Below are 26217 nucleotides of genomic sequence, written 5' to 3'. Positions count from 1 at the left end.
TTAACCAAAGACTGCCGCGTCGTTCCTCCTCGCAGTGACGAAACTTGTACTACTAACTCGCCATCACGATGAGCACAGTGAAGAAGCTATCTAATTCATCTTGCCAAAGACTGCCGCGTCGTTCCTCTTCGCAGTGACGAAACTTGTACTACTAACTCGTCATCACGATGAGCACAGTGAAGAAGCGATCTTATTCATCTTGCCAAAGACTGCCGCGTCGTTCCTCCTCGCAGTGACGACATAGTTTACTTTTTAGGCTACCACGTCGTAAATTTTTTGCCCTCTCTTCCGCTACGCTTCAATCGGGATGACGAGAAAAGAGCATGCTTTCCAACCTAACAGCAGATCCTGATATACCCTAGGAAATCAACTCCCCTTTCAGCGAAATGATTCGTTGCTCAACTGCCGATCGTTCTGCCAGCTCCAGGATGCGGATGACATCACGTGCCTGTTCAGGTTTTACCAAAAGCTCTTCTTCTCCGTTTAAAACGGCAGCAATATTCGCATAAAAATCCTGACCAGATCCCACTTCACTCGGCACCAACTCTGCTACCTCTGCACCGTTTTCAAGCAAAGACAACTTTCCGAATGACGTTTCATCTTCCTGTCCCCAATTACCAATACGATGCGGCATAGCACCATCCCGAAGGAGTGCTTCCTGCGGATCGACTCCTTCTTTGATGAATGTCCCATTCATGCCAAACAGGCTATACCGCGGAGTTGCTGCTTTTGCCAGCATTTGCCCTTTGAGGGAAACCTTCAAGCGAGGATAAGACAGGATAAGTTCAAAATCATCAATGGCCTTTGCACCGTCACGCTGTACTCTTAGGTCAGCAAATACCGTCTCAGGTTGTCCGAATAACTGTAATGCCTGATCAATCAGGTGTGCGCCTAAGTCATAATGGATCCCAGAGCCAGGTAGGTCTTCCTCGCGCCATGCGCCCGGTCGAAGGAAGTTCCGAAAGCGGTCATACCGTGCTTCGTAGTTGACCAGTCTACCTAAACGGCCTGAAGAAACAACCTTTTTAACCGTCTTAAAATCCGAATGAAAACGAGCGTTGTGGTGCACAGACAGCAGCAGTCCTTTCGACTGTGCGAGTACAATCAGCTCGTCTGCTTCCATTGTGGTGTTGGTAAAAGGTTTTTCGACAACCACATGTTTACCGGCTTCCAATGCGCTTTTCGCTAACGAAAAATGCACATCGTTCGACGTTGCTACGACGACCAGGTCCACTTCAGGATCGGCAATAATTTCCTCTGCAGACAAAACACCAATGGCTTCGGGATACCGCTCGGCCAGTAGCAACTGTTGCTCGGGTTTCCGTGCTGTTACTTTATATAATTCCAAATCGGGATTCCCATTGATAAAAGGAGCATGAAATACATGTCCTCCAATAGAAAATCCGATTAGTCCTACTTTGATTTTGTTCATCGTTTACAACTTTTTTCGCTGATTTGCGTATTCGCAGATTTGCAAATTTGCTGATTCGCTTCGCTCTACATCTGTTCCGGAACGGCGATCCCTAACATCCGCATACTCTCCGATATAACCTTAGCCGCAGTAGCGGACAGGTTTAGGCGAAATGCTTTAACATCTGGATCTTCTGCTTTCAAAATCGTCTCTTCGTGATAAAACTTATTATACAATTTAGCCACGTCGTACACATAATTTGCCAGCTGTGCCGGACTAAATTCTTGCGCAGATGCTTCAATGATAGTTGGATAATTGGCCAACGACTGAATCAGATCTCGTTCAAAAACGGATAATGCGGGAGGCACCACAGAAGAACCCGAAGCATATGCTGCCTTGCGCAATACCGATTTAATACGCGCATGGGTATACTGAATAAACGGACCAGTATGTCCTTGAAAATCCACCGATTCATTTGGATCAAACAACAATCTTTTTTTAGGATCCACCTTTAGCAAGAAATATTTCAATGCCCCCATACCAATGGTATTATACAATTCCGCTTTGGCTTCTTCCGTCAGTCCTTCGGTCTTCCCCAATTCTTCGGTACGGGTCTGTGCCGTTTCGATCATTTCCGCCATTAGATCATCCGCATCCACAACTGTTCCTTCCCGGGATTTCATTTTTCCCGACGGAAGATCCACCATCCCATACGACAAATGAAACAAACCTTCCGCCCAGGACTTACCTAGTTTTTTTAAGATCAGAAACAATACCTTGAAATGATAATCCTGTTCATTTCCGACTACATAAATAGACTCATTCATACCAAATTCGTCATACTTAAGCTGAGCGGTTCCCAAGTCTTGTGTAATGTATACCGAAGTACCATCACCGCGGAGTACCAACTTCTGATCCAAACCTTCATCACTTAAATCGATCCATACCGAATTATCTTCTTTTTTAAAGAAAACGCCCGAATCCAAGCCTTCTTGAATGATATCTTTACCCAGCAAATAGGTATTCGATTCGTAATAATATTTATCAAAATCAACCCCGAGCTGCTTGTATGTCTTTTCGAAACCTGCATAAACCCAGGTATTCATCGTCTTCCACAGTGCGATCACCTCTTCATCACCGGCTTCCCATTTTTGAAGCATCGCCTGCGCTTCTTTGATCAACGGTGCGTTTTTCTTCGCCTCTTCCTCCGTTAGTCCTGCAACCACCAACCCTTCTATCTCCTTTTTGTATTCCTTATCAAATATCACATAATATTTTCCGACCAGGTGATCTCCTTTAAGGTTAGCCGATTCCGGGGTCTCTCCATGGCCGAACTTCTGCCATGCCAGCATGGATTTACAGATGTGGATCCCGCGATCGTTCACTAAGTTAGCTTTTACCACATCATAACCGTAGGCCTTCAGTATCTCCGCTACAGCATAACCTAATAGGTTGTTGCGGATGTGTCCCAAGTGCAGGGGCTTATTGGTGTTCGGAGAAGAATACTCCACCATCAAACGTTTCCCGTTCGACGGAAATTGACCATAATCAGCCCTGAGCAAGGTATTGTTCAATAAATCGATCCAATAACGGTCGGCGAAGCTGATATTCAAAAAACCTTTAATAATATTAAAGCCAGCAATTTCTGCAATATTTCCCTGCAAATATTCACCGATCTCCGTTCCAGTCTGTTCCGGGGATTTTTTTGAAAAGCGGGTAACAGGAAACGTTACAATGGTGATCTGCCCCTCAAATTCCTTGCGTGTCTCCTGCAAAGTAATCTGTGAAGCCGGAATTTCCGCGTTATAAAGTTCTTTTACAGCCCGAACGGTCTGTTCGATGAGCGTCTGTTGAATGGAAGTAGCCATGTAATTATTTCGTAATTTTTACAACTCTCTGATAATGAATGAGAAATTTATCAACCTAAGTGTTTAGGTATTCATCCTGAAAGTATATCTTTGCCAAAAATAATAAAAAATGCAGAGCTATCAGGAATTTCTTGACCTAAGTGTTGGTTTTCCGCAAGACGGATTCGAAATTATCGACGACGAATTGTACTTCCACGACCTGAATTTGATGGAGATGATAGAAACGTATGGCACGCCATTACGTTTTACGTATTTACCCATTGTCAGCAAAAAGATCCAACAGGCGAAGATCTTGTTTCAAACCGCGATCCTGAAACACGATTACCGCGGATCCTATAAATATTGTTACTGTACAAAATCCTCACATTTCAAGCATATTGTAGAAGAGGCGTTGAAGAATGACATCCACTTGGAGACATCCTCTGCATTTGATATGCCCATGATCGATTCTTTGGAGCGCCAAGGGAAAGTTACTAAGGATATCACCGTTATTTGTAACGGTTTTAAAACCTATCAGTACAAGCAATATATCATTGATATGATACATGATGGCTTCAAAAATATTATCCCTGTGTTGGACAACAAAGAAGAATTCAATCTGTATGATGATGAGATCGAGCTTGACGACCCCTGTTCCCTGGGTATTCGTATCGCGGCGGAGGAACAACCTGATTCACAATTCTACACCTCCCGTTTAGGAATTCGTATGGAAGATGTGATTGACTTCTATAACAACAAGATCGTAGATAATCCAAATTTTAAGGTTAAGTTATTACACTTTTTCATCAATTCAGGGATCTCCGATACCCCCTATTACTGGAACGAATTGGAGAAATACGTGACCTTATACTGTAAATTTAAAAAGATCAACCCCGATCTAGACACCCTGGATATCGGTGGCGGCATGCCGTTTAAAGACTCCTTGGTACATGATTTCGATTACGAATACATGGTGAATGAAATCGTGAACCGCATCAAGCAGATCTGTGCACACCATGAGGTAATTGAACCCGATATTATTACCGAATTTGGAAAATACACTGTGGCTGAAGCTTCGGGTATCCTCTATAAAGTACTGGGTCGGAAATTACAGAATGACCGGGAAAAATGGTTTATGATCGACGGATCATTTATCACCAACCTACCTGATGTATGGGCTTTGAACCAAAAATATATCCTCCTACCCATTAATAATTGGGATTCGGAATACGAACGGGTGAATTTGGGGGGGATTACCTGCGACGGGCAGGATTATTATAACCAGGAGGCACATACCAGCTCTGTCTTTATGCCGAAGACGCGTAAACTACAGTATTTAGGCTTCTTCCATACAGGCGCCTATCAGGACGTATTGAGTGGATACGGCGGGATACACCATTGCCTGCTTCCTTCACCGAAGCATGTATTGATCCGTCGTAATCGCGATGAGACCTTCAATTACGAAGTATTTGGCGAGGAACAAAATTCGAAACAAGTCATGAAGTTATTGGGATATCAATAGTTAAATTAGAGTGGCTGTCTCAAAAGTAAACTATGTCGTCATTTCGACGAGGAACGAGGAGAACCCCGAAGGGCTCATCGAAGATAAATCTAAAAGCATGAATAATTAAAGTTTATCTGATTTTAAGAACTTTATATATGTCGTTAGATTTGCCTACGGCGAGCTCGCAGGCTCGGTTCTCCCTTTGGTCGAAATGACGTTTTCACGCTTTGATAAGACCTTTTGAGACGCCCTCTTCTAATTTAAACCACAAAAAGTCGAACATGTTTTTGTATATAAAGTTCATTAAAAGCAACTTAAAAATCAGCTTTTAACATGACTCAAAGATTGTGAATTGACTCATCAAGTTCATAATATCACCAAACCCGCAATACCATTAAAAGCCTACGAAGATTTCACTCCACTCAAATTATTCGTTCTAGACATTGGGAAAGTAAGAAAATTCTTTTATTTAAGAATCATAATTCGTATCTTAAAAAATCAATTATAATGATTGTATAGTCAATATATAAATAAACCCATATTATAAATCATGAAAAAAAACGAAGACCCAAAATTAAGATTGAAAAAAAAATATCTGGATCAGATGGAAGCTGAAAATCTATCAATAGAAGAATTTTTTGAGAAAAGACACCGAGAGAAGGAGGAATCGAAAAGGATAGCTATTGCGGAATACCTTCTAAATAATCCTATACCGCCAGCATTAACCGAGACTATAGACATTCCTAAAAACCGTGAAAACCTCGGATTCGAAAAACGTTTCTTTAACCGGTCAGATGCAGAATTTCTATTCCAACAGATTGCCGATTGGGAAGAGGAACATTCGCTTCTCGAAATAGAGCCGCATCCGGAAGATGAAAAAGAAAGTATCCTGCAAACTTATGAAGAAACGGGTATTATATACCATTTCAAAAACATAGGAATTACAGTTTATAGTGTTTGGTTATTTTATCAAACCAATTATAGTGACGAATCAACTCTATTAAATTACGGCAACAGCTGCTACCTATACAACCATTTCAACAACGAATTCAGAGATATCGAAAAAGAAGATTTTCACAATATCTTATCTAATTTTTCGGTATTCTAATGGCATAGTCAAATCAATCAAATCACTGGTATATAGAACTACCGGCCAAAGAGCACCAAATATATACGGCAACCTATCTCCTCACCACTAGCCTATTATTGAATATTTGGTGCTCTTATATCGTTACGTAACATGATCCTAAACCTAAACACTTCGAGCTTAAACCATACCTCTTTCCAGCTAGTTTGTATTTAGTCTACGCTCATCGAAAACAATGATCGAGCTATAGTCCCTGATTAACTGAATTTTATAAAAAAGTAATAAGAAATCACAAACCGTCTTCTGATCATCCAGGATAGTTTCAGGCCATCGCTGTTACCATTAGTAGTGTCCAGTACTGCACTCCGGTCAACTACATTTAACTTTAGATTATATTATTTACGATTGAATTCCTAACCAACGTTTCCGTGATATGAATTAACTTGCTCTGATCGGCACAAAAATCATTATCGTGCACTGACAACTCCACATTGTCGCTGTACCATTGATACAAATGCAACTATATTACTTTTTTGGTTAAAAACAATAACAAACAAAGAAAACACCACCACTTTATAACCCAACTATTTGAGGATATAACTTCACTATACTTAAAAAATACGCATCCTTGTTGGAAGTGTTTTCAGGGTAAATTTCTTTAAAAGCATGTTACGTAACATATCCGCCAACCCAAACGCCTTTAACGTCAACGTAGCTTGACTGAAACCCGAACCATTAGGGAACCCGCTGATTCATGGACGATCTTTATACTAGCACATCGAGTGCACAACAGAATAGGATTCTTCTACCTTTCAATGGTTCAAGAGCTGCGTTGCATCTTCTTTGCCGAGTCAATTTGTTATTGGTATCGCTGCGTTATCAATAACGTTTATTATCTTTACGATATGCTTTTCAGCATTTTATTTCGCTATAACGCCACAACATATATGAATTTACTAAATCACGATAGGTAACGGTATGAAGTATATAAGAGCTAAAGCAGGATTTATCCGGTATGCGGACGATGCGCTGGTTGTAGCTGCATTGCGGATCATCAGATGCCTGAAAGATTCCCCTTATTTCACGAATCCAACTCCTTCGTTGGCGGAACTGGAAGAATCTTATGCAGACTATTACGACAAAGTGCTGCAGGCAAAAGGCGGCGGTCTCATCCATAACTCGGCTAAGCGGGAAAGTAAACGTAGATTGGCGGCACAGTTACAGAAATTGGTTTTTTACATCAACATGGTCAGCGATGGCGATCTAGTGAAGTTACATAGCTCCGGTTTTCCAGTTCTGGAAAAAAAACGCAAAGGACATCTTCCAGCCACACCCGAAGGCCCCTATCTTTTGGATGGCAGAGGGAGTGGCGAAGTCGCGTTTGGTTTTAAACCCGTAGGACGGGATATGTTATACGATTACTGCTTTGCTTCGACACTAGATAAGAACGGAAATCCAATTTGGGGAGATATCCAGACAACTAGCCGCTCTTTCCGAAGCTATGCCGGCGGCTTCGAGCCTGGCAAATATGTATATTTTAAAGTACGCGCAAAAAACAAACACGGGATCAGTGATTGGTCGATCGTTGTCATGCTGATGGTGCGGTAATGTGAACACGGCATTACATGAGAAATTATCGAAGATCACCAATATGGCGGTAAAAATTATTATATTTACGTATGAAATCAGAGATCCTTTCGGGTAAAAGGAAACTGAACCCTTCATGATCCGTATACTGACCGAAAAAACTCGAGATAATTGAAATCAATGACAAAAACTGAATTACCACATAACATAAAATGGATAAATGCCATCGTATTGATCGTGATGGCATTGCTCACCATACATGCAGTGACACCATGGAATGCATGGAACGTAGATCCCAGTTCCCCTAGCTATGGATGGAACAGATTCAGTTTTTTTACTGTACAGAGCAACTTTATCGCTGCCACTACTTATCTTATTGCTGCAATAGCAATTGTGCGAAAGAAAAGGTTGGGAGAATGGTTCCGATATCTCCGCGGGGCGGCCGTTCTCTATATGATGGTAACAGGAATTGTATATGCGCTTTTGCTGCAGGATACAGATGTAAACCCAGACCCCGGTAGCTTTAACTGGAGTAATTTTATGCTGCACCAATTGGGACCATTCTTTATTTCAATATGGTGGTTGCTATGGCCATCCAGACTTGCGATTACATCCCGTGGATCATTGCGCTGGCTTGTATTTCCGTTCCTGTGGCTCATTTATACGTTTATCCGCGCATCGTTTACCGGATGGTATCCTTATCCTTTTCTTGATCCTGATGTGACTGGGGGGATAATTGGGGTTTGTGTATACGTATTAGGGATTACTGTTTTCTTTTTAATACTTAGCCAGCTGCTGGTCTGGATAAGCCGTGCTAGGGCAAACAATCATACCCTCTACTAACGGTAGTTAAGATTTTCGAAATCTCAAGTTAGTTACCCTGCTAATGAAGTATCCAATAATTTCACCTTGTATACCGGACACGGCAGTTCACCTAGGCTTTCTATATTCTTTCCAGGTAATCGCTAAGCGACGTTTCCGGTTCGATGTTCATTTTTTTTCGTAATCTATAGCGATGTATCTCTACTCCCCGCACAGAAATACTTTGCAACTGTGCAATCTGCTTGGTCGAAAAATTAAGTCTTAAGTAAGCACACACCTTCAAATCATTGCGGGATAAGGAAGGATGTATACTTTTCAATCGATGAAAGAAACCGTCATTCAATTCGTCAAAATGTGAAGCAAATTGATCCCAATGCGCTGTATTGTTCTCAACATCTTTAAGTAAAGAGGTGATACGTTTCAATTCCGCCCCCTCTTCTATTGTTTCCAATTTTGCCAGTTCTACCCGAAGTTTTGTGAGGGCGCCTGAATTTTCCATGAGCTGCATACTTGTACTCGCCAGCTCTTTAGTTTTGGACAGCACCTCATTTTCCAACTTTTCATTCTGCAATTTCACAATTTCCTTTTCATTTTTTTCCACCTCCAGCTGGTGGATATACCGCAACTGTTCCATCTCCTTTTCAAATTTAAGTTGCTGTCTTATCCATGCTTTTTTTTGTATGATCACCGTCCAATACATGGCGAGCAATGCCAGGAGTATATATACCACGTAGGCCCAGATCGTTCTGTACCATGGTGGCCGTATTTCAAAGGTATATACCGCTACTTCCGATTCTTCGTTGAGGTTATTCTTTGCTTTTACTTTAAATGAATAGTGACCGCTCGACAAATTGGTATAGTCTTTTTCATTATTCGTGGTCCATGGAGACCAATCTGTATCATACCCCTCCAGCCTGTACCTGTACGAAACGTGTTCGTGCACGCCGTAGCTTGGTGATGCATATTCAAAATGGAACGAATCGAAAGATGCATTCAAGATCGGAGGGTAAGTTTGGGAATAACCGTTGAAAATAACACTGTCCCGCGCACCTACCGTACTGACTGACGACATCAGCACCGTTGGCCTGACTTTGCCCGCCTGGTATTTCCTGTAGTTAATATGTATGATACCTTTTTCCGACCCTATATACACATTTTGCGCATTGTACGGATATATATTTTCAAATCCTGAGGTATTCATTCCCTCGATTTCCGGGAAATAAGTAATCGCATAATCATCACTTTCCTTTTTATAATGCGCTACACCGACTTTCTTCCCGCTGCAGAACCATACATTGCCCGCTGCATCATCTATTAAATACCGGATAGGCAGCCCTCGGAACACGGCAAAAAAGCGAGAGGGGAAAAAGCGTCCAGTCGATTGATCGTATTCATAAACCCCATTCTCGGTAGCGAAAACCACACGGTTCCTAACCCTGAAGACATAATTTTGAAAAGAAGATGGGAGTCCTTCTTGTTTTGTGAGCAGCTTTGTTTCGTATGCTGTCAAGGCCGCATTTAACTGCATTCGGTAGATTCCCCGGTAGGGATGGGATGCCCAGATGATTCCATTGTCATCTTTTGCAAGAAATCGGTAGGAATCAGATGTCCCTTGCAATGTTCTTTCGATCGAAAATGTGCGACCGTCAAATCCAAGCAGATTCAAGCCCCGATAGGTACCTATCAAGCTATGGCTTATGGGGTACACAGAAGACAAGGGCAATGCGAGCCAGGAACCGGCTCCTAGCGCAACGGGACGTACATTATTACCTTCAATGGTATATAAGCCTTTATTATGGGCCAGCAATAGCCTATCGTTTACTATATCCAGACGCCAGGCTTCCCCGCCATCACTGCCTTTCAGCAACGAAAAGGTACCCGGTGACTGGCTGTGGTCTTCCGTTACTTTATCCAGAGGAGCCATATATACGCCGTTGGAAGAAGAAAGGTAGAGCTTATTTTCAAAAACCCGCGTAGAATAACCCGTCACTTCATGATCTATATTGGGTCGTAAATAACGGATCCCGCCACCAAAACTGATCACCGCAATGGCATTGTCTATAGCCGCCCAAATATTCGCTTGTCTATCTACGAATACCGCTGAAACATTTTTGTTTTGTAAGCCTTCAGTCACCGCTATTCGTTCCAACAAACGCCCGCCCGCTGTACGAATCAGACAGCCCTCAGTGGCTGTCGCCATTACGTAGCGTTTGTCGTCTATTTTTGCGATCGACGGTGTATACATATCATGCGAGGTGGCTGTGTTTAGCGCAGTCAGTTTTTTATCGTGGAGAACAAAAGTTCGATTGTTCAGCATACTTACCAATACGCTATCCTTACCCATCTCCAGCATACCGGAAATTTTGCGTCCCGCAAAAGGTGCAGCTTGCGAGACAACGTTCCATTGGTTATTGTTAAACGCAAGCAATCCATTAGCTTTATCCTGGCCGAAAAGCTTTCCGGTGGCCTGTCCCAGAAACTCCCACTCCGATGAGGCAGGATATACAGTAACCTTATCCGCTTTATAGCCAAATAGCAGATTAGAGGCCATGAAAAAGACGCCCTGCTCAAAACCTACCGTATGCCACACGTCCGCAAACTGCCGATATGCCGCCGGCACCTTGTCCTGCAACGAAACGTAACGCAGACCGGATTTAGCAGATTTTTCAAAGTACCCGAATTCCCCTTGCCCGCCTACAAATATCTTATCGTCGGCACTAATGTAAATGGACCTTACAATGGTTTGATTGGGCAGTTTATACTGTTTCCAATATTTACCATCAAAAGTAATCAGACCTTCATTATTGCCAAAATACATAATCCCCTTGCTATCCTGTTGAATATCCCAGGTACGGCTCCCTCCCTGGAAAACTGTCTTCCCATAATTGACGACCAACGGTCCACCCAGCGGATTCTGTCCCCACCCTCCGAAGGAAATAAGCATTAACCATACCCATAAAAACAAGCTGAAATAATTCATGACAAAGGCAATAATTGATTCTTGATGTACTTATGATGTACCCCAAATATATAAAAAAAACCAAATAATCCGATATCTGTTGTACAAATGATGTAGTACATCCTTAGGAAATATAAGCACATCACATCTAACTTTGAGTAACTATATTATAAACAAATTTTCTTCACCAAAACTTATCGTGCATGAAAAACAAATTACTGACTTTCGCCGTGGTTGCCATCATGTCTTGTATGTCGGGCATCGTCCGTGCCCAAAACAGGACCGTAACTGGCAAAATCACCAATGAACAAGGAACTCCACTCGTGGCCACTGTTACTGCAAAAACTACGTCCAACGTAGCAACCAGTAGTGATGAATCAGGACTTTATAGTCTATCCGTACCTGAAACAGCGGATTCCTTAATTGTAAATTCTATCGGTTATATGACAAAAACCGTCGTCATTCGCAACAATGTAGCCAACATACAACTACAGGTCGACGGCAATTACAATCTGGACGAAGTAGTCGTTATCGGATACGGTACGCAACGCAAGGGCGATCTGACGGCACCTGTTGCTACTGTAAATATGGAAAACGCCCTTAAACGAACCGTTTCCACACCCATGGATGCGCTACAGGGTGCTGTCACCGGTGTACAGGTCGTCAGCTCTGGTGCTCCCGGCTCTACACCTACCGTCCGTATCCGTGGCGTAGGTTCATTCAACAACGAAAGCCCATTGTATGTGGTCGATGGTATGTTTATGGACAACATTGATTTCCTAAACCCAAACGACATCGCGGATATGTCGGTGCTCAAAGATGCATCTGGTGCAGCTATCTATGGTGTTCGGGCTGCTAACGGCGTTATCATCGTAACCACGAAGAAAGGAAGCCTCAATATGAAGGCACGTGTAACGTATAATGGATACGCCGGCTTACAGACGCCTACCAATGTACTTAAGATGGCTAACGGTCAGCAATATGCGGATTACGCTATTGCCGTAGGTAATAAAAACATTGTAGACAATTCAATCAGCAAGTTTGATCCACCTGGAGCCACTAGTCCATCCACCAATACCGACTGGTACGGTGAACTACTTCGATCAAACGCCCTCATTCACAACCATAATCTGGATGTACAGGGAGGAAGCGAAAAAATCAGCTACTCATTTGGTATCAACTACCTGGATCAGGATGGGATAATGGACGCAGAGAACTATCACCGCAAGTATAATATCCGTTCGCAGACTGAAGCGCGGGTAGCTTCTTGGCTGAAAATCGGCTTTACCGCGCACTTAAACAATTTCAATGCGTTCGCACCCAACAATGCTGCTTTTCGTCAAGCCTATTTTGCGCCTCCATTGTATCCTTCATACGACCCCGACCTAGAACTAGCGGATCCCGTTAAGTTTGGATCCAGCACTACCCTGGGAATGTCGTCAAGCTTTTGGTTCAACAATCCCTTAGCTACAGCCTACTATAACCACAATGAAACAAAAGGTTTTCAGGTATTGCCAAGCGCCTATGTTGAGGCCGAATTTTGGCAAAAGAAGCTAACCTTCCGTTCGCAGCTGAGTCAACGCTATCAGTCTACCCATAACATACAGTATACACCCGTATATTACATTGACAATGACCAGCGCAGCCAACGCTCGTATTTGCGCTCTGCACAGGCCAGGAACAACAATTATGTCCTGGACAATCTATTGACCTACCGGGATGAAGCGGGCAAACACCACTGGAGTGTATTGCTTGGTCAGTCCACCCGTGAGGAACGCTGGCGGGAGACCTGGGTCTCCGCTAATGATGTACCGCAATCGGAAGAATTTTGGTATGTAGGCCAGGGTGCTCAAGGTACCGGTTCGGCAACGGGCTATGGCGAAGATGGATTCCGCAACGCAGGCATATCGTTCTTCACTAGAGGTACCTATGATTTTGACAATAAGTACCTGTTGACCGCCACCTTCCGTGCCGATGGAAGCTCCAAGTACCAAACGAAATGGGGATACTTTCCATCCCTAGGTGTCGGATGGGTATTGAGCCGTGAAAAATTCATGGAAAATCAGTCGGTATTCAATCTGTTAAAACTACGTGGTAGCTGGGGACTTTTGGGTAACGACGGCATACAGCCCAACGCGGGCTATGCCATTGTCAATTCAGGAAATAACTTTTCGGGTATTTTCGGCAGCGTCGGTGAGAACGACGGCGTACGTGTACCAGGTTATCGGGTTGGCCGCTTCTTTACGCAGATACGCTGGGAAGTCGTTGAAGAATGGGACGCCGGATTGGACTTCGCCTTGTTGAATAACCGCCTGAACGGTACGGTAGATTATTACTACCGTAAAACCAAGGATCTCGCCTTTGACCGTCCGATTCCTTTTATGTGGGACCGTGTATACGGTAATTGGGGAAGTGTAGCCAACAGCGGTTGGGAGATTGGTTTAGACTGGAAAGACCAAGTTGGTCAGCTGGGTTATAATATTGGAGCGAATATCACGACATTAAAAAACAAGGTGACCGATATCGGTGCATTGGCCAATATCATGAATGGATTTCCCGAATGGTCTGCTGAGTTCCCGGCACGTATAGAGGCCAACCAACCGATCAACTACTACTATGGTTACGAAGTGGCAGGTGTATACCAAACCCAGGCTGAGATCAATGCCGACCCGATCGCCAGCCGGTACAATCAGCAAAATCCAGGTTCGCCTATCCTTCCGGGGTATCTCAAATATAAAGATCAAAATGAAAATGGTGAATTGGACGAAGCGGATCGCGTCAATCTCGGAAATTACTTACCCAAGCTAACCTACGGCTTCAACGTGGGGCTGAATTACAAAAAGCTTGACTTCAGTATAGCTTTTCAAGGTGTCGCAGGCAATAAAATCCATAACCTGAATCGTGCGATGAGACGTAGGTACGCGCAAATGAATATGGACGCAGCCTTTATGGAAAGTCTGTGGAATGGCGAAGGGTCGAGTAATACACATCCTTCGGCAGCCGGATCTGTCGCTTCGTGGAATCTACAGGCAAGTTCCTTCTTCGTGGAAAGCGGTGCCTATCTACGCATCCAGAACATTCAGCTCGGCTATAATTTTAAGATCCGTGAATCCATACCTGTGCGCATATTTGCTACGGCAGATAGACCGGCCATCTTTACGCGCTACAATGGTTTCACACCAGAAGTGGCCGGAATGGGATTTGATAACAACGTGTATCCGATATCATCGACATACAGTCTTGGCCTTAACGTAACGTTCTAAATTACCTATTACTTTTAAAAAGCAATTTATAGCATATGAAAACTTTCAAATACATCCTCATAAGTAGTTTTATAGGAGTCGCCGCCTTAAACAGCAGCTGCGAAAAGTTTCTGGATAAACCGTTGGAAAACCAACAACGCTCTGAAGAAATCGATTACAGCAACCTCTCTCTGATGTATGCGCCTGTATCCGGTGTATACCGCGCTGCTGCAGACGACAACCTTACGCACTGGATAGACCTTTCCATCCGCTGTATGCGTGATGACGATTTTCAACAAGCAGCACCAAATCCGAATGATAATCCCGAACTAATGGGGATCAAAAACTTTCAAAATGATGTTACCATACAGTCTTACTGGGGGTTAAATCAATCCTGGATCAGCTATTACAGCTTAGCCATTTCGGCTAATAATGCGTTAATGGAACTCGATGAGTTTGAAAAAAACATTCCTTCTGACAATACGCAAATGCTGGCACGTAACAAGCAGTACAAAGCCGAGGTACGATTCCTACGCGCCTATGCCCATTTACTGGCTTCCCGAATTTTTGGAGACGTTCCCATCTTATTTGATAGCGGCGATATCGCCCGCCTTACGACTATTGAAAAAAGCACAGAGGTAGAAGTGCGCGAGTTTATTATTGATGAAATGAATGCTTGCATAGCAGATCTGGAAGACAAACGTCCGAATGAGTCTGAACATAAAGGTGCCGTAACCAAATACTCAGCATTACTTCTGAAGGCGAAAGCAGCCTCAGATCTAGCCGGAAATGACAATTCCAGTCCGTACTGGGATCAGGTGCTGGAAGCCACCGATCTGATTATTGGAAGTGAAAAATTCTCTCTGCACGGTGATTTTTACAATTTGTTCAAACGCCCTGGAAAGATGAGCGACGAATCACTTTTTGAGTTACAATATTCCGACTTCGGGCTGCCTACGGGCGACATTGTACGCCCTGGTGTAGACTGGGGCACCTTTTTTAGATGGCAAGGCCCTGCAGGAGATCAACGCGGCAGTGCAATCTCGGGAGCAGGTTGGATTCCGCCTTCTCAGGATATCGTTGATTTTCTAAGCAGCCGCGGTGATGCACTTAGACTGAAGACGACGATACTTGAGTACGGTGCGACGGAAAACACCTATGTCGAAACACCCGATGGCGATCGTGTGTATGGCAACCCCTTTGGTATAAAGTATTTCAATGGCAAGACCTATCTTCCCGTTAATCAAATGACTGAGGGCCGAATTGAATACGGTGCGAACAATAATGTGCGGATTCTGCGCTACGCCGATGCGCTACTTCTCAATGCCGAAGCCAAAGTCCGCAAAGGTCAGGATGGGGATGCCCCATTTAATGAGGTACGCGACCGTGCAAATATGGGCCTAATTACGGGCGTAACGTTAAATCAGATCTTGGACGAGCGTAGAGCTGAATTTGCCTGTGAGTGGTGGGGCGAGCGCTTCAATGATCTGGTACGTACCGGAAGAGCACAACAGGTTTTCGGCGCCAAATTTATCCCTGGGCAAAGCGAATCTGTACCTATCCCGCAAACGCAGATAGATGCCAATTCGAATTTTAGATAACATTGGATGGGAAGCACGGTTAAACCTTGCCTCCTATTCATTTTTTTTATGCAAAAAACGATTTGAAATGAATCTACCAAAAATCCTGGTCCTAATTATTCTGAATACCCTGCTCCTTGTCCATCCTAACTTCGCGTATGCGCAAGGTCCTATCCCAGTCGAAATCGTAAAAACGGCAACAGGATATGAACTGCTGCGTGGGGGCAAACCCTATTTTATCAAAGGTGCTGGTGGATCCAATTACATGGATAAGCTGAAAAACTATGGAGGAAACTCCATACGTACCTGGAGTACAAACGATGCCCAGCGCATCTTGGACGAGGCCCACCGATTGGGACTTACGGTGACCATGGGCTTAGCCGTAGCCACCGAACGGCACGGTTTTGATTACAACGACAAAGCAGCAATCGCCAAACAGCTAGACCGTTTACGTAAAGAGATCCAACAGTTTAAAGACCATCCCGCGTTACTAGCTTGGGGCATTGGCAATGAGCTGAACCTCCACTATAGCAACCCAAAGGTGTGGGACGCTGTGGAAGAGATCGCCAGTATGATCCAAGAACTCGATCCCAATCATTTGGTGACGACGATGCTAGCGGGTATCAATCAAAAAGAAGTTGATCTCATCAAAGCAAAGTGTCCATCGCTGGACTTAATCGCCGTACAGGTTTACGGCGGCTTGGCCAGCGTACCCGAACAGATACGATCTACGGGATGGGATAAGGCTTATATCGTAACCGAATGGGGCCCTACGGGACATTGGGAAGGCCCACAAACACCTTGGCATGCATCTATCGAGGAAACGAGTAAGGAGAAAGCAGCAGTGTACAAAAGCCGATATGAGGCTTCGATAGGTCTAGACAAAAGCTGCCTAGGTTCTTACGTCTTCCTATGGGGGCAAAAACAGGAACGAACCCCTACCTGGTATGGTCTTTTTACGGAAGCGGGCGAAGAGAACGAAGTGGTCGATGTAATGCACTACCTCTGGAAAGGTAAATGGCCAAAAAATAGAGCTCCACGTTTGGATTCCTTATTGCTGAACGGGAAAAAAGCCCTTGATTTTGTCTACCTGAAGCCTGCTCAGCGTTATGATGTGGCTGTATTTGTTACAGATCCCGACAAGGATAAATTAAGCGTCCGTTGGGAGATCCTTCACGAAAGCACCGACCTGAAGGAAGGAGGTGACCGGGAAAGCCGACCGAGGGCAATCGACGGACTTTTAACCGCTGAATCTCTTGAGAAAGCGTTACTGGTCGCTCCGGAACAAGAAGGCGCTTACCGACTTTTTGTGTACGTTACCGACGGATACAACCACGTGGCTACCGCCAACATTCCGTTTTTCGTTTCCGTAACGGAAAAACCTTCTCATAAAGCACTGCAGCCTGCGCACGCGCACAAATCATATCAGTTTTCAGAAAAAGTTTCCTGGTCGGATGAATTCGATTACAATGGTTTGCCCGATAGTACCAAATGGTCCTATGATGTCGGTTCCAAACACAATGGCTGGGGCAATAATGAGTTGCAATACTATACCGAGGCAGATCTTAAAAATGTCTCGGTTAACAATAGCACCCTGAAGATTACAGCTCTTAAGGAGAAAAAGCAAGGTATGGATTACACCTCAGCCCGCCTAATCAGTAAGCATAAGGGCGATTTTCTATACGGCAGATTTGAAGCGCGGGCGAAGGTTCCGCGCGGAAGAGGTACCTGGCCTGCTATATGGATGTTACCCACCGAATGGAAATACGGTGGGTGGCCGAATTCGGGCGAAATAGATATCTTAGAGCACGTCGGTTATGACCAGGATGTCGTACACATTTCGGTACACACCAAAGCCTATCACCACTCTATTCATACCCAGAAAACGGCAACAAAAAAAATCGATGCTGCCTCGGACGATTTTCATCTCTACCGAATTGACTGGACTCCGGATTATATCAAAGGATTTGTAGACGATATCGAAATATTTCATTTTTCAAATGAAAATAAAACCTACGAAGAATGGCCTTTTGACCAAAAGTTCCATTGGCTCCTGAATCTTGCCGTTGGTGGTTTCTGGGGAGGACAAAAAGGTATTGACGACAGCGCCTTCCCTGCCGTAATGGAAATAGATTACGTGAGGGTATACGATTTGGCAGATTTGGATTAATCTTCCGGGACGACATTTTGACCGCTTTATACAACTTGAACAAATTAAGTTTAGATTTGTGTAAAAGCATCTATAAAATGAAGATCCGTATATCAGCTATTTATTGCTTATTCTTTTGTCTTCTTTTCCCCTTGACTGTTGTCCACGCGCAAATACCATTTAGAGTAAAGGAATACACTTACTTTGATGGCCTTCCCTCGGATAAAGTATTGGGAACAGCCTTCAACGCTAAAAAATTTCTCTATTTGTTTACAGGAAAGGGCATCTCAGTTTTTGACGGTTATCGATTTATATCGTTTCCGAATTTTAACAATGATATAAACGCCTATTTCTTCGCCGAAGACACCTTATACTTTGAAGATCAAGAAGGACTCAAATACCTGGATACCCGAACCTTTACCAACACCCCCAAAACAATAAAATCTAAAAACTACTCGGATACAGACCCAAACAATGATCATTTTAATTCAATATATGTAGACCGTAAAAACAGGATTTGGTGTAACGATTTCAACCACATTAAATACATCAATGCAGAAAAAAACGCTATTTCTTTTTTAGTTTTTCCGACACAGACAGAACTGTTTGATAACATCCGCTTTTTTGAAATAAATGCGAACGAAATTTGGATCGCAACCCCAAGGGGTTGGTTTATATGGGAGGAAAAGACAAATAAGGTTAAAAAACATTTTGATCCAAAGTTAGCCAATGCGGACGTCGCATCAGCCTTTCAAATAGATGCTCATACGCTTGCGTATTCCTCTGTATCGAATGAAATTATTTTATGGGATCTAGAGACCGCGACTACATTAACTACCCTAAAAACACCTAGAGATCAAGCTATTGTGGGATTCTCTAAGAGTGCGCGTACCGTTTTTATGCACTCGAATAAAACCATATGGACGATTGATGTTAAAGATTTTACGACTGAACTCATTTTTTCAACAGATAAAAGAATCAGAAATGTAAACCATGATCAGGAGACAAATATCAGTTGGGTTTCTACAGACCATGGTGTACAACAGCTTATATCGCCTCATCAAGGCTTAAAATCCTATTTTACCAACCAGAAAACTGAAAAGCCAAATCCTTTTATTTCCCTCATTGAACATAATGGTGCGGTAGTTGCACTCAATGAAAGCGGTGAAATATGGGTGCTAGAACGAGAAAAATTTAAAAAGGTCTATGCGAATAACGAGAACCGCAAGATATACAGTCTCGGGTTGATTGAAAATACAGTCGTTATTAATGCAAGTGATGGTATTTTCTGGTTCAAGAGTAACAAATTAATCCGTATCCCCGTTGATCTTCCGGAAGGTACCGCAGCTAAAAAAATTGTAAAAACGCTCATTACACCGCAAGGCGAATTGTGGATTTTATTCTCCAAAGGTAAAATAAGCCGTTACGACTGGAAATCCCTAAAGCCGATAAACTCGTCTTTTGCGAATGATGCGGAATTTTGGGACGGTAATATTTGGAATGACATAGCCGTGGACAAAGACGGCGTGGTTTGGTTGGCCGGATGGATGCCCAGTGCATTCGGGATTTCTTATTTTGATAAAAAACAACAAAAATTTATTGAAATTTCGGAAAACCACATCAATCCGGTACACGAAAAGTTTGTAGGCGATTATTATAATCGTATCGGGATTGGTGAAAAAGGGAATCTTTATTTTTCGGCATTTGGTGGATGGAACCAAGTGGATTATACGGGTAAAATCACCAAACAGGTAGACCCATTTCAGTATAAAATTATCGGCAACCATATTGTAGGCATATCTGAAGATAAGGATAATAATGTATTTTTTGCGACAGAAGAGGGTTTGCATATCTATTTAAGGGAAAAGGATCAAGTCGTCAGAATTACAACCATAGATGGATTACCTATCAACGATTTAACGTACGGCTACCTTCAATTGCAAAGTGGAAAACTGGCATTGGGAATACAAGGAGCATTGATTTTAGTATCCCCGGAAGAGCTACTAAAGTCCTCGCTGATCAACCGCATGGAGCTATCCCAGATCATGGTCAACGGCGAATTGAGATTTATAGACAACAACAAAATTACACTCGGCAAAACGGAAAATAATATAACGTTGTATTTTAGTAGCCTGGCGTATCTTGATATGGGACAGGTGAACTACAAATATAGATTGGATGCTGCCCACGAATGGACGGAAATCGGACATAATCCCGAAATTTCTTTTAACACGCTTTCTCCTGGTGACTATAAACTGACGGTAGCGTGCTATGATAATTTTGGTAATATTCAGCAAAAAACAGTAGATATCGATCTAATTGCACAGCCACCTTTTACCAAATCATTCCCGTTCTATATTATACTTTCAATTCTAGTATTTGCGATAGCATTCGGTGTTCATCGGTATATTTTAAATAAGCAACGTAGCGAGGATCATTACAAAAGAAAGATTAAAGATGGCGAGATGCAAACATTGAGGGCACAGATGAATCCGCATTTCATGTTTAACACACTTAACTCCATTAACAGCTATATCGTTAACAATCAAACAACTGACGCAAGCAAATACTTAATTTCCTTCTCTAAGCTGATGCGGAATATCCTAGAGAACTCAAGGCAACAACTCATACCCCTGACAAAAGAAATCCAAACTTTAACGTTATATCTTGAATTAGAGTCTGCCCGTCTCGACCATATTTTTGACTATACCATCACTATCGCAGAAGGAATCGATCAGGATAACCTCTATGTTCCACCCACACTCGTACAGCCCTTTGCAGAGAATGCGCTGTGGCACGGCCTTCTGTGTAAAAACGGAAATGGAAAAATTGAAATTTATTTCAGTCTTATAGATGGGAATACATTAGAAATAATAATACAGGATAATGGGATAGGACGTCGAAAAAGCACCGAACTAAATAAGCAGCGGAGTCCAAAGCACAAATCATACGGCACGCAGATTACATGCGATAGATTAAACTTAGCCAATCCGCGGAATAAAGTTATCATAGAAGATTTATACGATAGCCACCAAGAAGCCAAAGGAACAAAAGTTACCCTAATTATAATATTATGAGAAACACGATGAATGACCTAATTTCTATTCGGATTAGAGAGGCTTTTAAATAAAAAAACGGGCTACCGATATTACATATTGAAAATTGGAGTTGGCAGCCCGCTATGCTATTAATAGTAGGTATATCGTCTCACTCCGGCCATATGCCGTGCCAAGCGCATAACCTGATGCATATAACCATATTCATTGTCGTACCAGATATACAGAACAATACTTTTACCATCGTTGGAAACAATTGTAGCCGGCGCATCTACTATCGAAGAAAAAGTAGTACCTATACAATCCGACGACACGAGTTCGCAGTTATTCGAATAGTTGATCTGCTCTACGAGATTCCCATGTAAGGAGGCTTTCTGCAATAAACCGTTAAGCTGCTCTACAGAAGTCGCGTTTTCAATTTCCAGATTAAGGATGGCGAGCGATCCATTAGGTACGGGTACGCGGATTGCATTTGAGGTTAGCTTTCCCGTCAAAGAAGGAATCGATTTTGCAACGGCTGTGCCGGCACCGGTTTCTGTTATTACCATATTCACGGCCGCCGCACGACCACGCCTTGATTTCTTATGCATGTTATCCACCAGATTCTGGTCATTGGTATATGCGTGAATGGTTTCTATATGACCTTTGATCACATCTAATTCCTTTTCTATCAACTGAAGTACCGGTGCTATTGCATTTGTCGTACAGGACGCTGCCGAAACAATGTGCTGTGATCGTACATCGATGCATTGTTCATTGACACCAAATACAATGTTCGGGATACCCTTTCCCGGCGCGGTCAGTAACACCTGCGCTACTCCCCTGGCAATCAAATGCCTTGATAGCTGCTTTTCATCCCTAAATGCTCCCGTATTATCGATCAACAAAGCATCTTGAATTCCATATGCACAATAGTCAATATGCTCCGGTTCCTGTGCAGAGATAACGTGTACTGTAATTCCGTTAATGATCAAAGCGTTACGTGATGGGTCTGCTTGTACCTCTCCATCAAACCGACCATGTATGGAGTCGTTGCGCAGCAATGCTGCCCTCTTTTCCAATGTCTCGGCATCCAAATTATCCCGCGTTACAATCGCCCGCAATCTTAACTGCTTGCCCGCTCCGGCTTTGGCTATAAGTTCACGGGCAAGCAAGCGCCCGATCCGACCGAAACCGTATAAAACCACATCGCGGGGCACGATAGGGTTATGCACGTCAGCAAGTTTTAACTCCCCTATTAGAAAATGCTGTATCGCGGTATCTTCCACCGATTTCTCGCGCAACTGCAACGCCAGCTTGCCAATATCTATCCGAGCAGGACAAAGATGCAATTGCGTCAAGGCTTCTGTGATCTTCATGGTTTCAAATACGGAGATCGGTTTCTCGGTCAATTCCTGTGAGGCGCTATGTACATTCAGAATATGGCTGACCCTGCGATCAACAAGCTGGTTCCGAAATAAAACCAATTCGACGGCATGGTTATACCATAGATTGCTGACCATCTCCATTAGTTTGGTCGCGGCATTTTGTTTCGTGGTGTATGTTTTGATTTCTTGCTCAAAAACGGCGTTGTTCGACATCTTAGATTACAATTGATAATTCGGATGCAAACATATATATTTATTTCAACAAACAGCTTAAAAATTATCAAAATAATAATTTATTCAACACATAAAGGTATTAAATTATTATTTTTAAAATAAAACAAACTATTATTGAAAAATATGTAAAAACAAATATACCTACCCTTCTTTGGTGGATATTTTTTCTTTTTTCTCTTTGGTAGGTACTTCTTCTTTTTTCGGCTTTTCGTTTTTGGCGCCTGGTCTACTATTGCCATACGTACCCATTACAATTTTACCTTTCCGTGTCTTTTTATCGCCTTTTCCCATTATGTTATGTATTTGTAAATTAAAGATTAATTGTTATCATCTCTTTAACAAAAAAAGAAGAACAATGTTTGATATTATATTTACCATCGCACCGACCACCGTCCTCCTGCCCCACCTCTGCCCGAAGAACCGTTGCCATCTCAAAACAGCATTAAGTAACAGCAGGAAAACGGACTGGCGTTTTTTGACCACGCATTTAGATCGGATAATTTCAAAAAAAGATTTCTGTGCTTGTGAACGAACAGCAAGTTAACTAAGTTTGTAGAAAAACAGCGCCTTTCAGAAAAAATAGATGTGGAATTTTAAAGCTCTTTCTCGGCGTATTTTCCATTTTATTTCAGGAGAAAATAGTGGAGATGCCTTACGTAACGTTTTAACCAGTATTGTACCGAGTATTGTAATCTTTTATTGGGGCCATCTCGATATCGCAATAACTGTAGGTGTAGGCGCATTGTTATCGTCATTGACAGATCTACCAGGTAATCGCAAAGACAAATGGAAGTCTGCCCTATGGTGTATTCCGTTGTTTTTTATATCGTCGGTTGCTGCTGCTTACGCACTATCCTCTCCCTGGCTCCTTCTACCCTTGCTTGTCGTAGCAGCTTTTACCTGCACGATGTTGTCGATATTTGGCGCCCGGATCGGAATCATAGGCACGTTAATGCTGATTTTGATCAGTTTTGTTATCGGATTGTGGCCCTCCGATCCCGTATCGTTTAGTCTAGAAATCACAGCAGGATCCATATGGTACTACTTAGTGAGCATCGTTCAGGTCTACATTTCTCCTTATCGTTCTTTACGTCATGCTTTGCTTGATGGTTTTCGGAGTATGTCGGCATTACTTCGGGCGAAAGCGCTCTGCTACGACGAACAGATTCCGATAGAAACAGCATACAGAGAGCTGGGCAGGCTGCACATTCTGGTTAGCGAGCAACAGGAGGCTATTCGGTTTCTACTCTTACGGGAAAAGAAACTTATGCATGCTGAAGACAGAAAGTTTTGGCTCAATCAGACCTATGGATTAATCGACTTATACGAGCTGTTAACAGCACTAGACCACGACTACGAATCCATCCGAAAAACCTTAGGCCCCATTAACGGATTGGAAGATATCCAAAAAATAATTGGACTCATCGCCGATGCAATAGAAACGCTTGCTAAAAATCACAGAAACTACAGGTCTAATAGCAGCTCAACCGATCCAGCTGTTAACGCGGCACTAAATCGACTGATTACCCTTCGAAATCAACATGTTGGAGAAACGGCTTCTATTCTAAGTGCGATAATCGGTAATATTCAGTCCATTCTTGATTTCATCCTTCAGATCCGCAATGGCTTTCATATTGATATAAAGTTTCACAATGTGGTCAAACAGCACGAATATAAACACTTCATATCTTTACCTCCCAAAGGTTGGACGGCAGTAAAAGACCAACTTACCCTCCGTTCGACTCTTTTTCCTTTTGCATTACGGTTGGCTATTTTATTTGGCCTGGGTGGACTTGTTGGCTTAGCGTTGCCCGAATACAGATACACTTACTGGATCCTTTTAACGATTGCTATTGTAGCTAGGCCGGGGTTTGCAACTACTCAAAAACGAAATTATCAACGTATCATAGGCACGCTGACTGGCCTTTTATTGGGTTTGCTCTTATCACATATCATATCTGACGTATCTGTATTACTTATTGTTGCGGCGATTTGTCTTTATGGTTTTTTCTTATTTAATAAACCCAACTACCTTATTAGCGTATTATTTATTACTGTAGCTGTTGTAACAGCGTTGAATATTTACGACGGAAACATAGACGATATTTTGGGGAGTCGGATCGTGTTTACGCTTATCGGATCTTTATTAGCGGCGATTGGCTATTTTTTTATCCCAACCCAGCAAACTAAGGACATGCTGAAATTGGCCGAATCAGTGGTACATAACAACGGTATATACTTTCAACTTGTAACAGCGCAATTAAAAGCGTATAACATTGACATATATGCAGTTCGCCTTGCGCGAAAAGAGGCACAACTGGTTTTAGCTGCGTTTTCCGATGCGATTAACCAGTTACAAAAGGAACCTGGAAACAAAAAGAAGGATTGGTCGAATATAAACAAATTTCATGCGCTGGCATATCGGATTAATTCGTTAATAGTAGGTCTTGCTATGCATATTACACCCCAGAATCAATCCGTTCCGGCATCAATACAACTTGAAGATCGTTCGATAGTGCTCGATAAACTGCTAACACAACTGGATCAGCTGTCCGATTCTATACAGAAGTCATCCTAAAAACATTCCATATCTTTGTTGAACAGCAAATACGAAAGTCCAAAAATAACCATGAAAGATCTAACATTCAAGGATGCTACATTTAGCGATTTAAAAAGAATCGTTGAGATATATAATACGACCATTACTTCTCGAATGGTCACGGCGGATACAGAACAGGTGACTGTAGACAGTCGCCAAAAATGGTTTGATGAACACAATCCTTCGAAAAGACCCTTATGGATTGTACAAGGTAGCCATGACCAAACCATTGGTTGGGTGAGTTTTCAGTCTTTTTACGGGCGTCCGGCTTACGATGCTACCGTCGAAATAAGTATATATCTGGATACCAACGTTAGGGGCAAAGGTTTGGGAAAGCAAATACTACAATATAGTATAGACCATGCACCAAACTTCGGAATAAAAACACTGCTTGCATTCATTTTTGCACATAACGAGCCGAGTTTGAAACTGTTCGAATATTTCGGTTTTGAAGACTGGGCCACGTTACCCCATATAGCAGAACTGGATGGTCAAGAACGAAGTTTAAAGATTTTAGGAAAAAGGATTGCTTGAAGTTTTTAAAGGGCTATTGATGTTTAGAACAAATGCTTTTTTATTATTAAATTTTAACGAAGGTTTATTTTAGACAATTCGAAATGTCCCCTTCACCACCTTTTCGCCACTGGTTGTGGTATGGCTTCTTCATTTTTTCTTGATAAAAAACGAAGCAAAAAATCAAGACTTGGTCAATATTACGCTAAAAGCTGTTGGATTTACTAAACAGCTCCGAGCCGTTGCACTTCGGGGATCTG

The 26217-nt window shown here is 42.7% G+C and carries 15 protein-coding genes; 10 read left to right on the top strand and 5 right to left on the bottom strand.

What is annotated here, in order from left to right:
* Positions 1–358: 358 nt before the first annotated feature.
* Together C4F40_RS16360 and argS are read right to left on the bottom strand one after the other, a co-directional pair.
* Positions 359–1432, bottom strand: a complete 1074-nt coding sequence (locus tag C4F40_RS16360) for a Gfo/Idh/MocA family oxidoreductase (protein WP_196940502.1) — start codon at positions 1430–1432, stop codon at positions 359–361.
* Between the two features lie 65 nt (positions 1433–1497).
* Complete coding sequence (gene argS, locus C4F40_RS16355; protein ID WP_196940501.1) at positions 1498–3279, bottom strand: arginine--tRNA ligase; 1782 nt, start codon at positions 3277–3279, stop codon at positions 1498–1500.
* Positions 3280–3388: 109 nt separating this feature from the next.
* Between argS and C4F40_RS16350 the strand changes: the two genes are divergently transcribed.
* The 4 genes from C4F40_RS16350 (at position 3389) to C4F40_RS16335 (ending at position 8279) form a co-directional block, all read left to right on the top strand.
* Entirely contained in the window at positions 3389–4780 is a 1392-nt protein-coding gene (locus C4F40_RS16350) for an arginine decarboxylase (protein WP_196940500.1), read from the top strand.
* 532 nt (positions 4781–5312) lie between these two features.
* The gene (locus C4F40_RS16345; RefSeq protein WP_196940499.1) at positions 5313–5870 is read left to right on the top strand and encodes a hypothetical protein; all 558 of its coding nucleotides are present in this window, start codon (positions 5313–5315) and stop codon (positions 5868–5870) included.
* 957 nt (positions 5871–6827) lie between these two features.
* Positions 6828–7457: a hypothetical protein gene (locus C4F40_RS16340; protein WP_196940498.1), complete on the top strand. Its 630-nt coding sequence runs from the start codon at positions 6828–6830 to the stop codon at positions 7455–7457.
* Between the two features lie 159 nt (positions 7458–7616).
* Positions 7617–8279, top strand: a complete 663-nt coding sequence (locus tag C4F40_RS16335; RefSeq protein WP_196940497.1) for a Pr6Pr family membrane protein — start codon at positions 7617–7619, stop codon at positions 8277–8279.
* Between the two features lie 100 nt (positions 8280–8379).
* On the opposite strand, the gene C4F40_RS16330 is transcribed toward C4F40_RS16335, so the two are convergent.
* On the bottom strand, positions 8380–11238 hold the full coding sequence (locus C4F40_RS16330; RefSeq protein ID WP_196940496.1) for a ligand-binding sensor domain-containing protein: 2859 nt from the start codon (positions 11236–11238) through the stop codon (positions 8380–8382).
* A 182-nt stretch (positions 11239–11420) separates the two neighbouring features.
* On the opposite strand from C4F40_RS16330, the gene C4F40_RS16325 reads away from it, so the two are divergent.
* The 4 genes from C4F40_RS16325 (at position 11421) to C4F40_RS16310 (ending at position 21265) form a co-directional block, all read left to right on the top strand.
* Positions 11421–14480, top strand: a complete 3060-nt coding sequence (locus C4F40_RS16325; protein WP_196940495.1) for a SusC/RagA family TonB-linked outer membrane protein — start codon at positions 11421–11423, stop codon at positions 14478–14480.
* Positions 14481–14515: 35 nt separating this feature from the next.
* Entirely contained in the window at positions 14516–16060 is a 1545-nt protein-coding gene (locus C4F40_RS16320) for a RagB/SusD family nutrient uptake outer membrane protein (protein WP_196940494.1), read from the top strand.
* Between the two features lie 67 nt (positions 16061–16127).
* Positions 16128–18209: a glycoside hydrolase family 16 protein gene (locus C4F40_RS16315; RefSeq protein WP_196940493.1), complete on the top strand. Its 2082-nt coding sequence runs from the start codon at positions 16128–16130 to the stop codon at positions 18207–18209.
* A gap of 77 nt (positions 18210–18286) precedes the next feature.
* Positions 18287–21265 (top strand): sensor histidine kinase, encoded by a 2979-nt coding sequence (locus C4F40_RS16310; protein WP_196940492.1) that lies wholly within the window; start codon positions 18287–18289, stop codon positions 21263–21265.
* Between the two features lie 110 nt (positions 21266–21375).
* Here C4F40_RS16310 and C4F40_RS16305 read toward each other — a convergent pair whose 3' ends face one another.
* Positions 21376–22824, bottom strand: a complete 1449-nt coding sequence (locus C4F40_RS16305) for a glyceraldehyde-3-phosphate dehydrogenase (RefSeq protein WP_196940491.1) — start codon at positions 22822–22824, stop codon at positions 21376–21378.
* A gap of 162 nt (positions 22825–22986) precedes the next feature.
* Positions 22987–23136, bottom strand: a complete 150-nt coding sequence (locus C4F40_RS16300) for a 30S ribosomal protein THX (protein ID WP_196940490.1) — start codon at positions 23134–23136, stop codon at positions 22987–22989.
* Positions 23137–23428: 292 nt separating this feature from the next.
* Between C4F40_RS16300 and C4F40_RS16295 the strand changes: the two genes are divergently transcribed.
* Together C4F40_RS16295 and C4F40_RS16290 are read left to right on the top strand one after the other, a co-directional pair.
* On the top strand, positions 23429–25423 hold the full coding sequence (locus tag C4F40_RS16295) for an FUSC family protein (protein ID WP_196940489.1): 1995 nt from the start codon (positions 23429–23431) through the stop codon (positions 25421–25423).
* Positions 25424–25474: 51 nt separating this feature from the next.
* The gene (locus tag C4F40_RS16290; RefSeq protein ID WP_196940488.1) at positions 25475–25978 is read left to right on the top strand and encodes a GNAT family N-acetyltransferase; all 504 of its coding nucleotides are present in this window, start codon (positions 25475–25477) and stop codon (positions 25976–25978) included.
* Positions 25979–26217 lie beyond the last annotated feature (239 nt).

The sequence above is a fragment of the Sphingobacterium pedocola genome (genome assembly GCF_015209965.1).
GTDB classification, from domain to species: Bacteria; Bacteroidota; Bacteroidia; order Sphingobacteriales; family Sphingobacteriaceae; genus Sphingobacterium; species Sphingobacterium pedocola.
This window is presented reverse-complemented; position numbering and strand designations above follow the sequence as displayed.

Excerpts from the sequence above, each read along its gene's own strand:
- C4F40_RS16360 (WP_196940502.1), bottom strand. The coding sequence starts at position 1,432 with ATGAACAAAATCAAAGTAGGACTAATCGGATTTTCTATTGGAGGACAT.
- argS (WP_196940501.1), bottom strand. The coding sequence starts at position 3,279 with ATGGCTACTTCCATTCAACAGACGCTCATCGAACAGACCGTTCGGGCT.
- C4F40_RS16350 (WP_196940500.1), top strand. The coding sequence starts at position 3,389 with ATGCAGAGCTATCAGGAATTTCTTGACCTAAGTGTTGGTTTTCCGCAA.
- C4F40_RS16345 (WP_196940499.1), top strand. The coding sequence starts at position 5,313 with ATGAAAAAAAACGAAGACCCAAAATTAAGATTGAAAAAAAAATATCTG.
- C4F40_RS16340 (WP_196940498.1), top strand. The coding sequence starts at position 6,828 with ATGAAGTATATAAGAGCTAAAGCAGGATTTATCCGGTATGCGGACGAT.
- C4F40_RS16335 (WP_196940497.1), top strand. The coding sequence starts at position 7,617 with ATGACAAAAACTGAATTACCACATAACATAAAATGGATAAATGCCATC.
- C4F40_RS16330 (WP_196940496.1), bottom strand. The coding sequence starts at position 11,238 with ATGAATTATTTCAGCTTGTTTTTATGGGTATGGTTAATGCTTATTTCC.
- C4F40_RS16325 (WP_196940495.1), top strand. The coding sequence starts at position 11,421 with ATGAAAAACAAATTACTGACTTTCGCCGTGGTTGCCATCATGTCTTGT.
- C4F40_RS16320 (WP_196940494.1), top strand. The coding sequence starts at position 14,516 with ATGAAAACTTTCAAATACATCCTCATAAGTAGTTTTATAGGAGTCGCC.
- C4F40_RS16315 (WP_196940493.1), top strand. The coding sequence starts at position 16,128 with ATGAATCTACCAAAAATCCTGGTCCTAATTATTCTGAATACCCTGCTC.
- C4F40_RS16310 (WP_196940492.1), top strand. The coding sequence starts at position 18,287 with ATGAAGATCCGTATATCAGCTATTTATTGCTTATTCTTTTGTCTTCTT.
- C4F40_RS16305 (WP_196940491.1), bottom strand. The coding sequence starts at position 22,824 with ATGTCGAACAACGCCGTTTTTGAGCAAGAAATCAAAACATACACCACG.
- C4F40_RS16300 (WP_196940490.1), bottom strand. The coding sequence starts at position 23,136 with ATGGGAAAAGGCGATAAAAAGACACGGAAAGGTAAAATTGTAATGGGT.
- C4F40_RS16295 (WP_196940489.1), top strand. The coding sequence starts at position 23,429 with ATGTGGAATTTTAAAGCTCTTTCTCGGCGTATTTTCCATTTTATTTCA.
- C4F40_RS16290 (WP_196940488.1), top strand. The coding sequence starts at position 25,475 with ATGAAAGATCTAACATTCAAGGATGCTACATTTAGCGATTTAAAAAGA.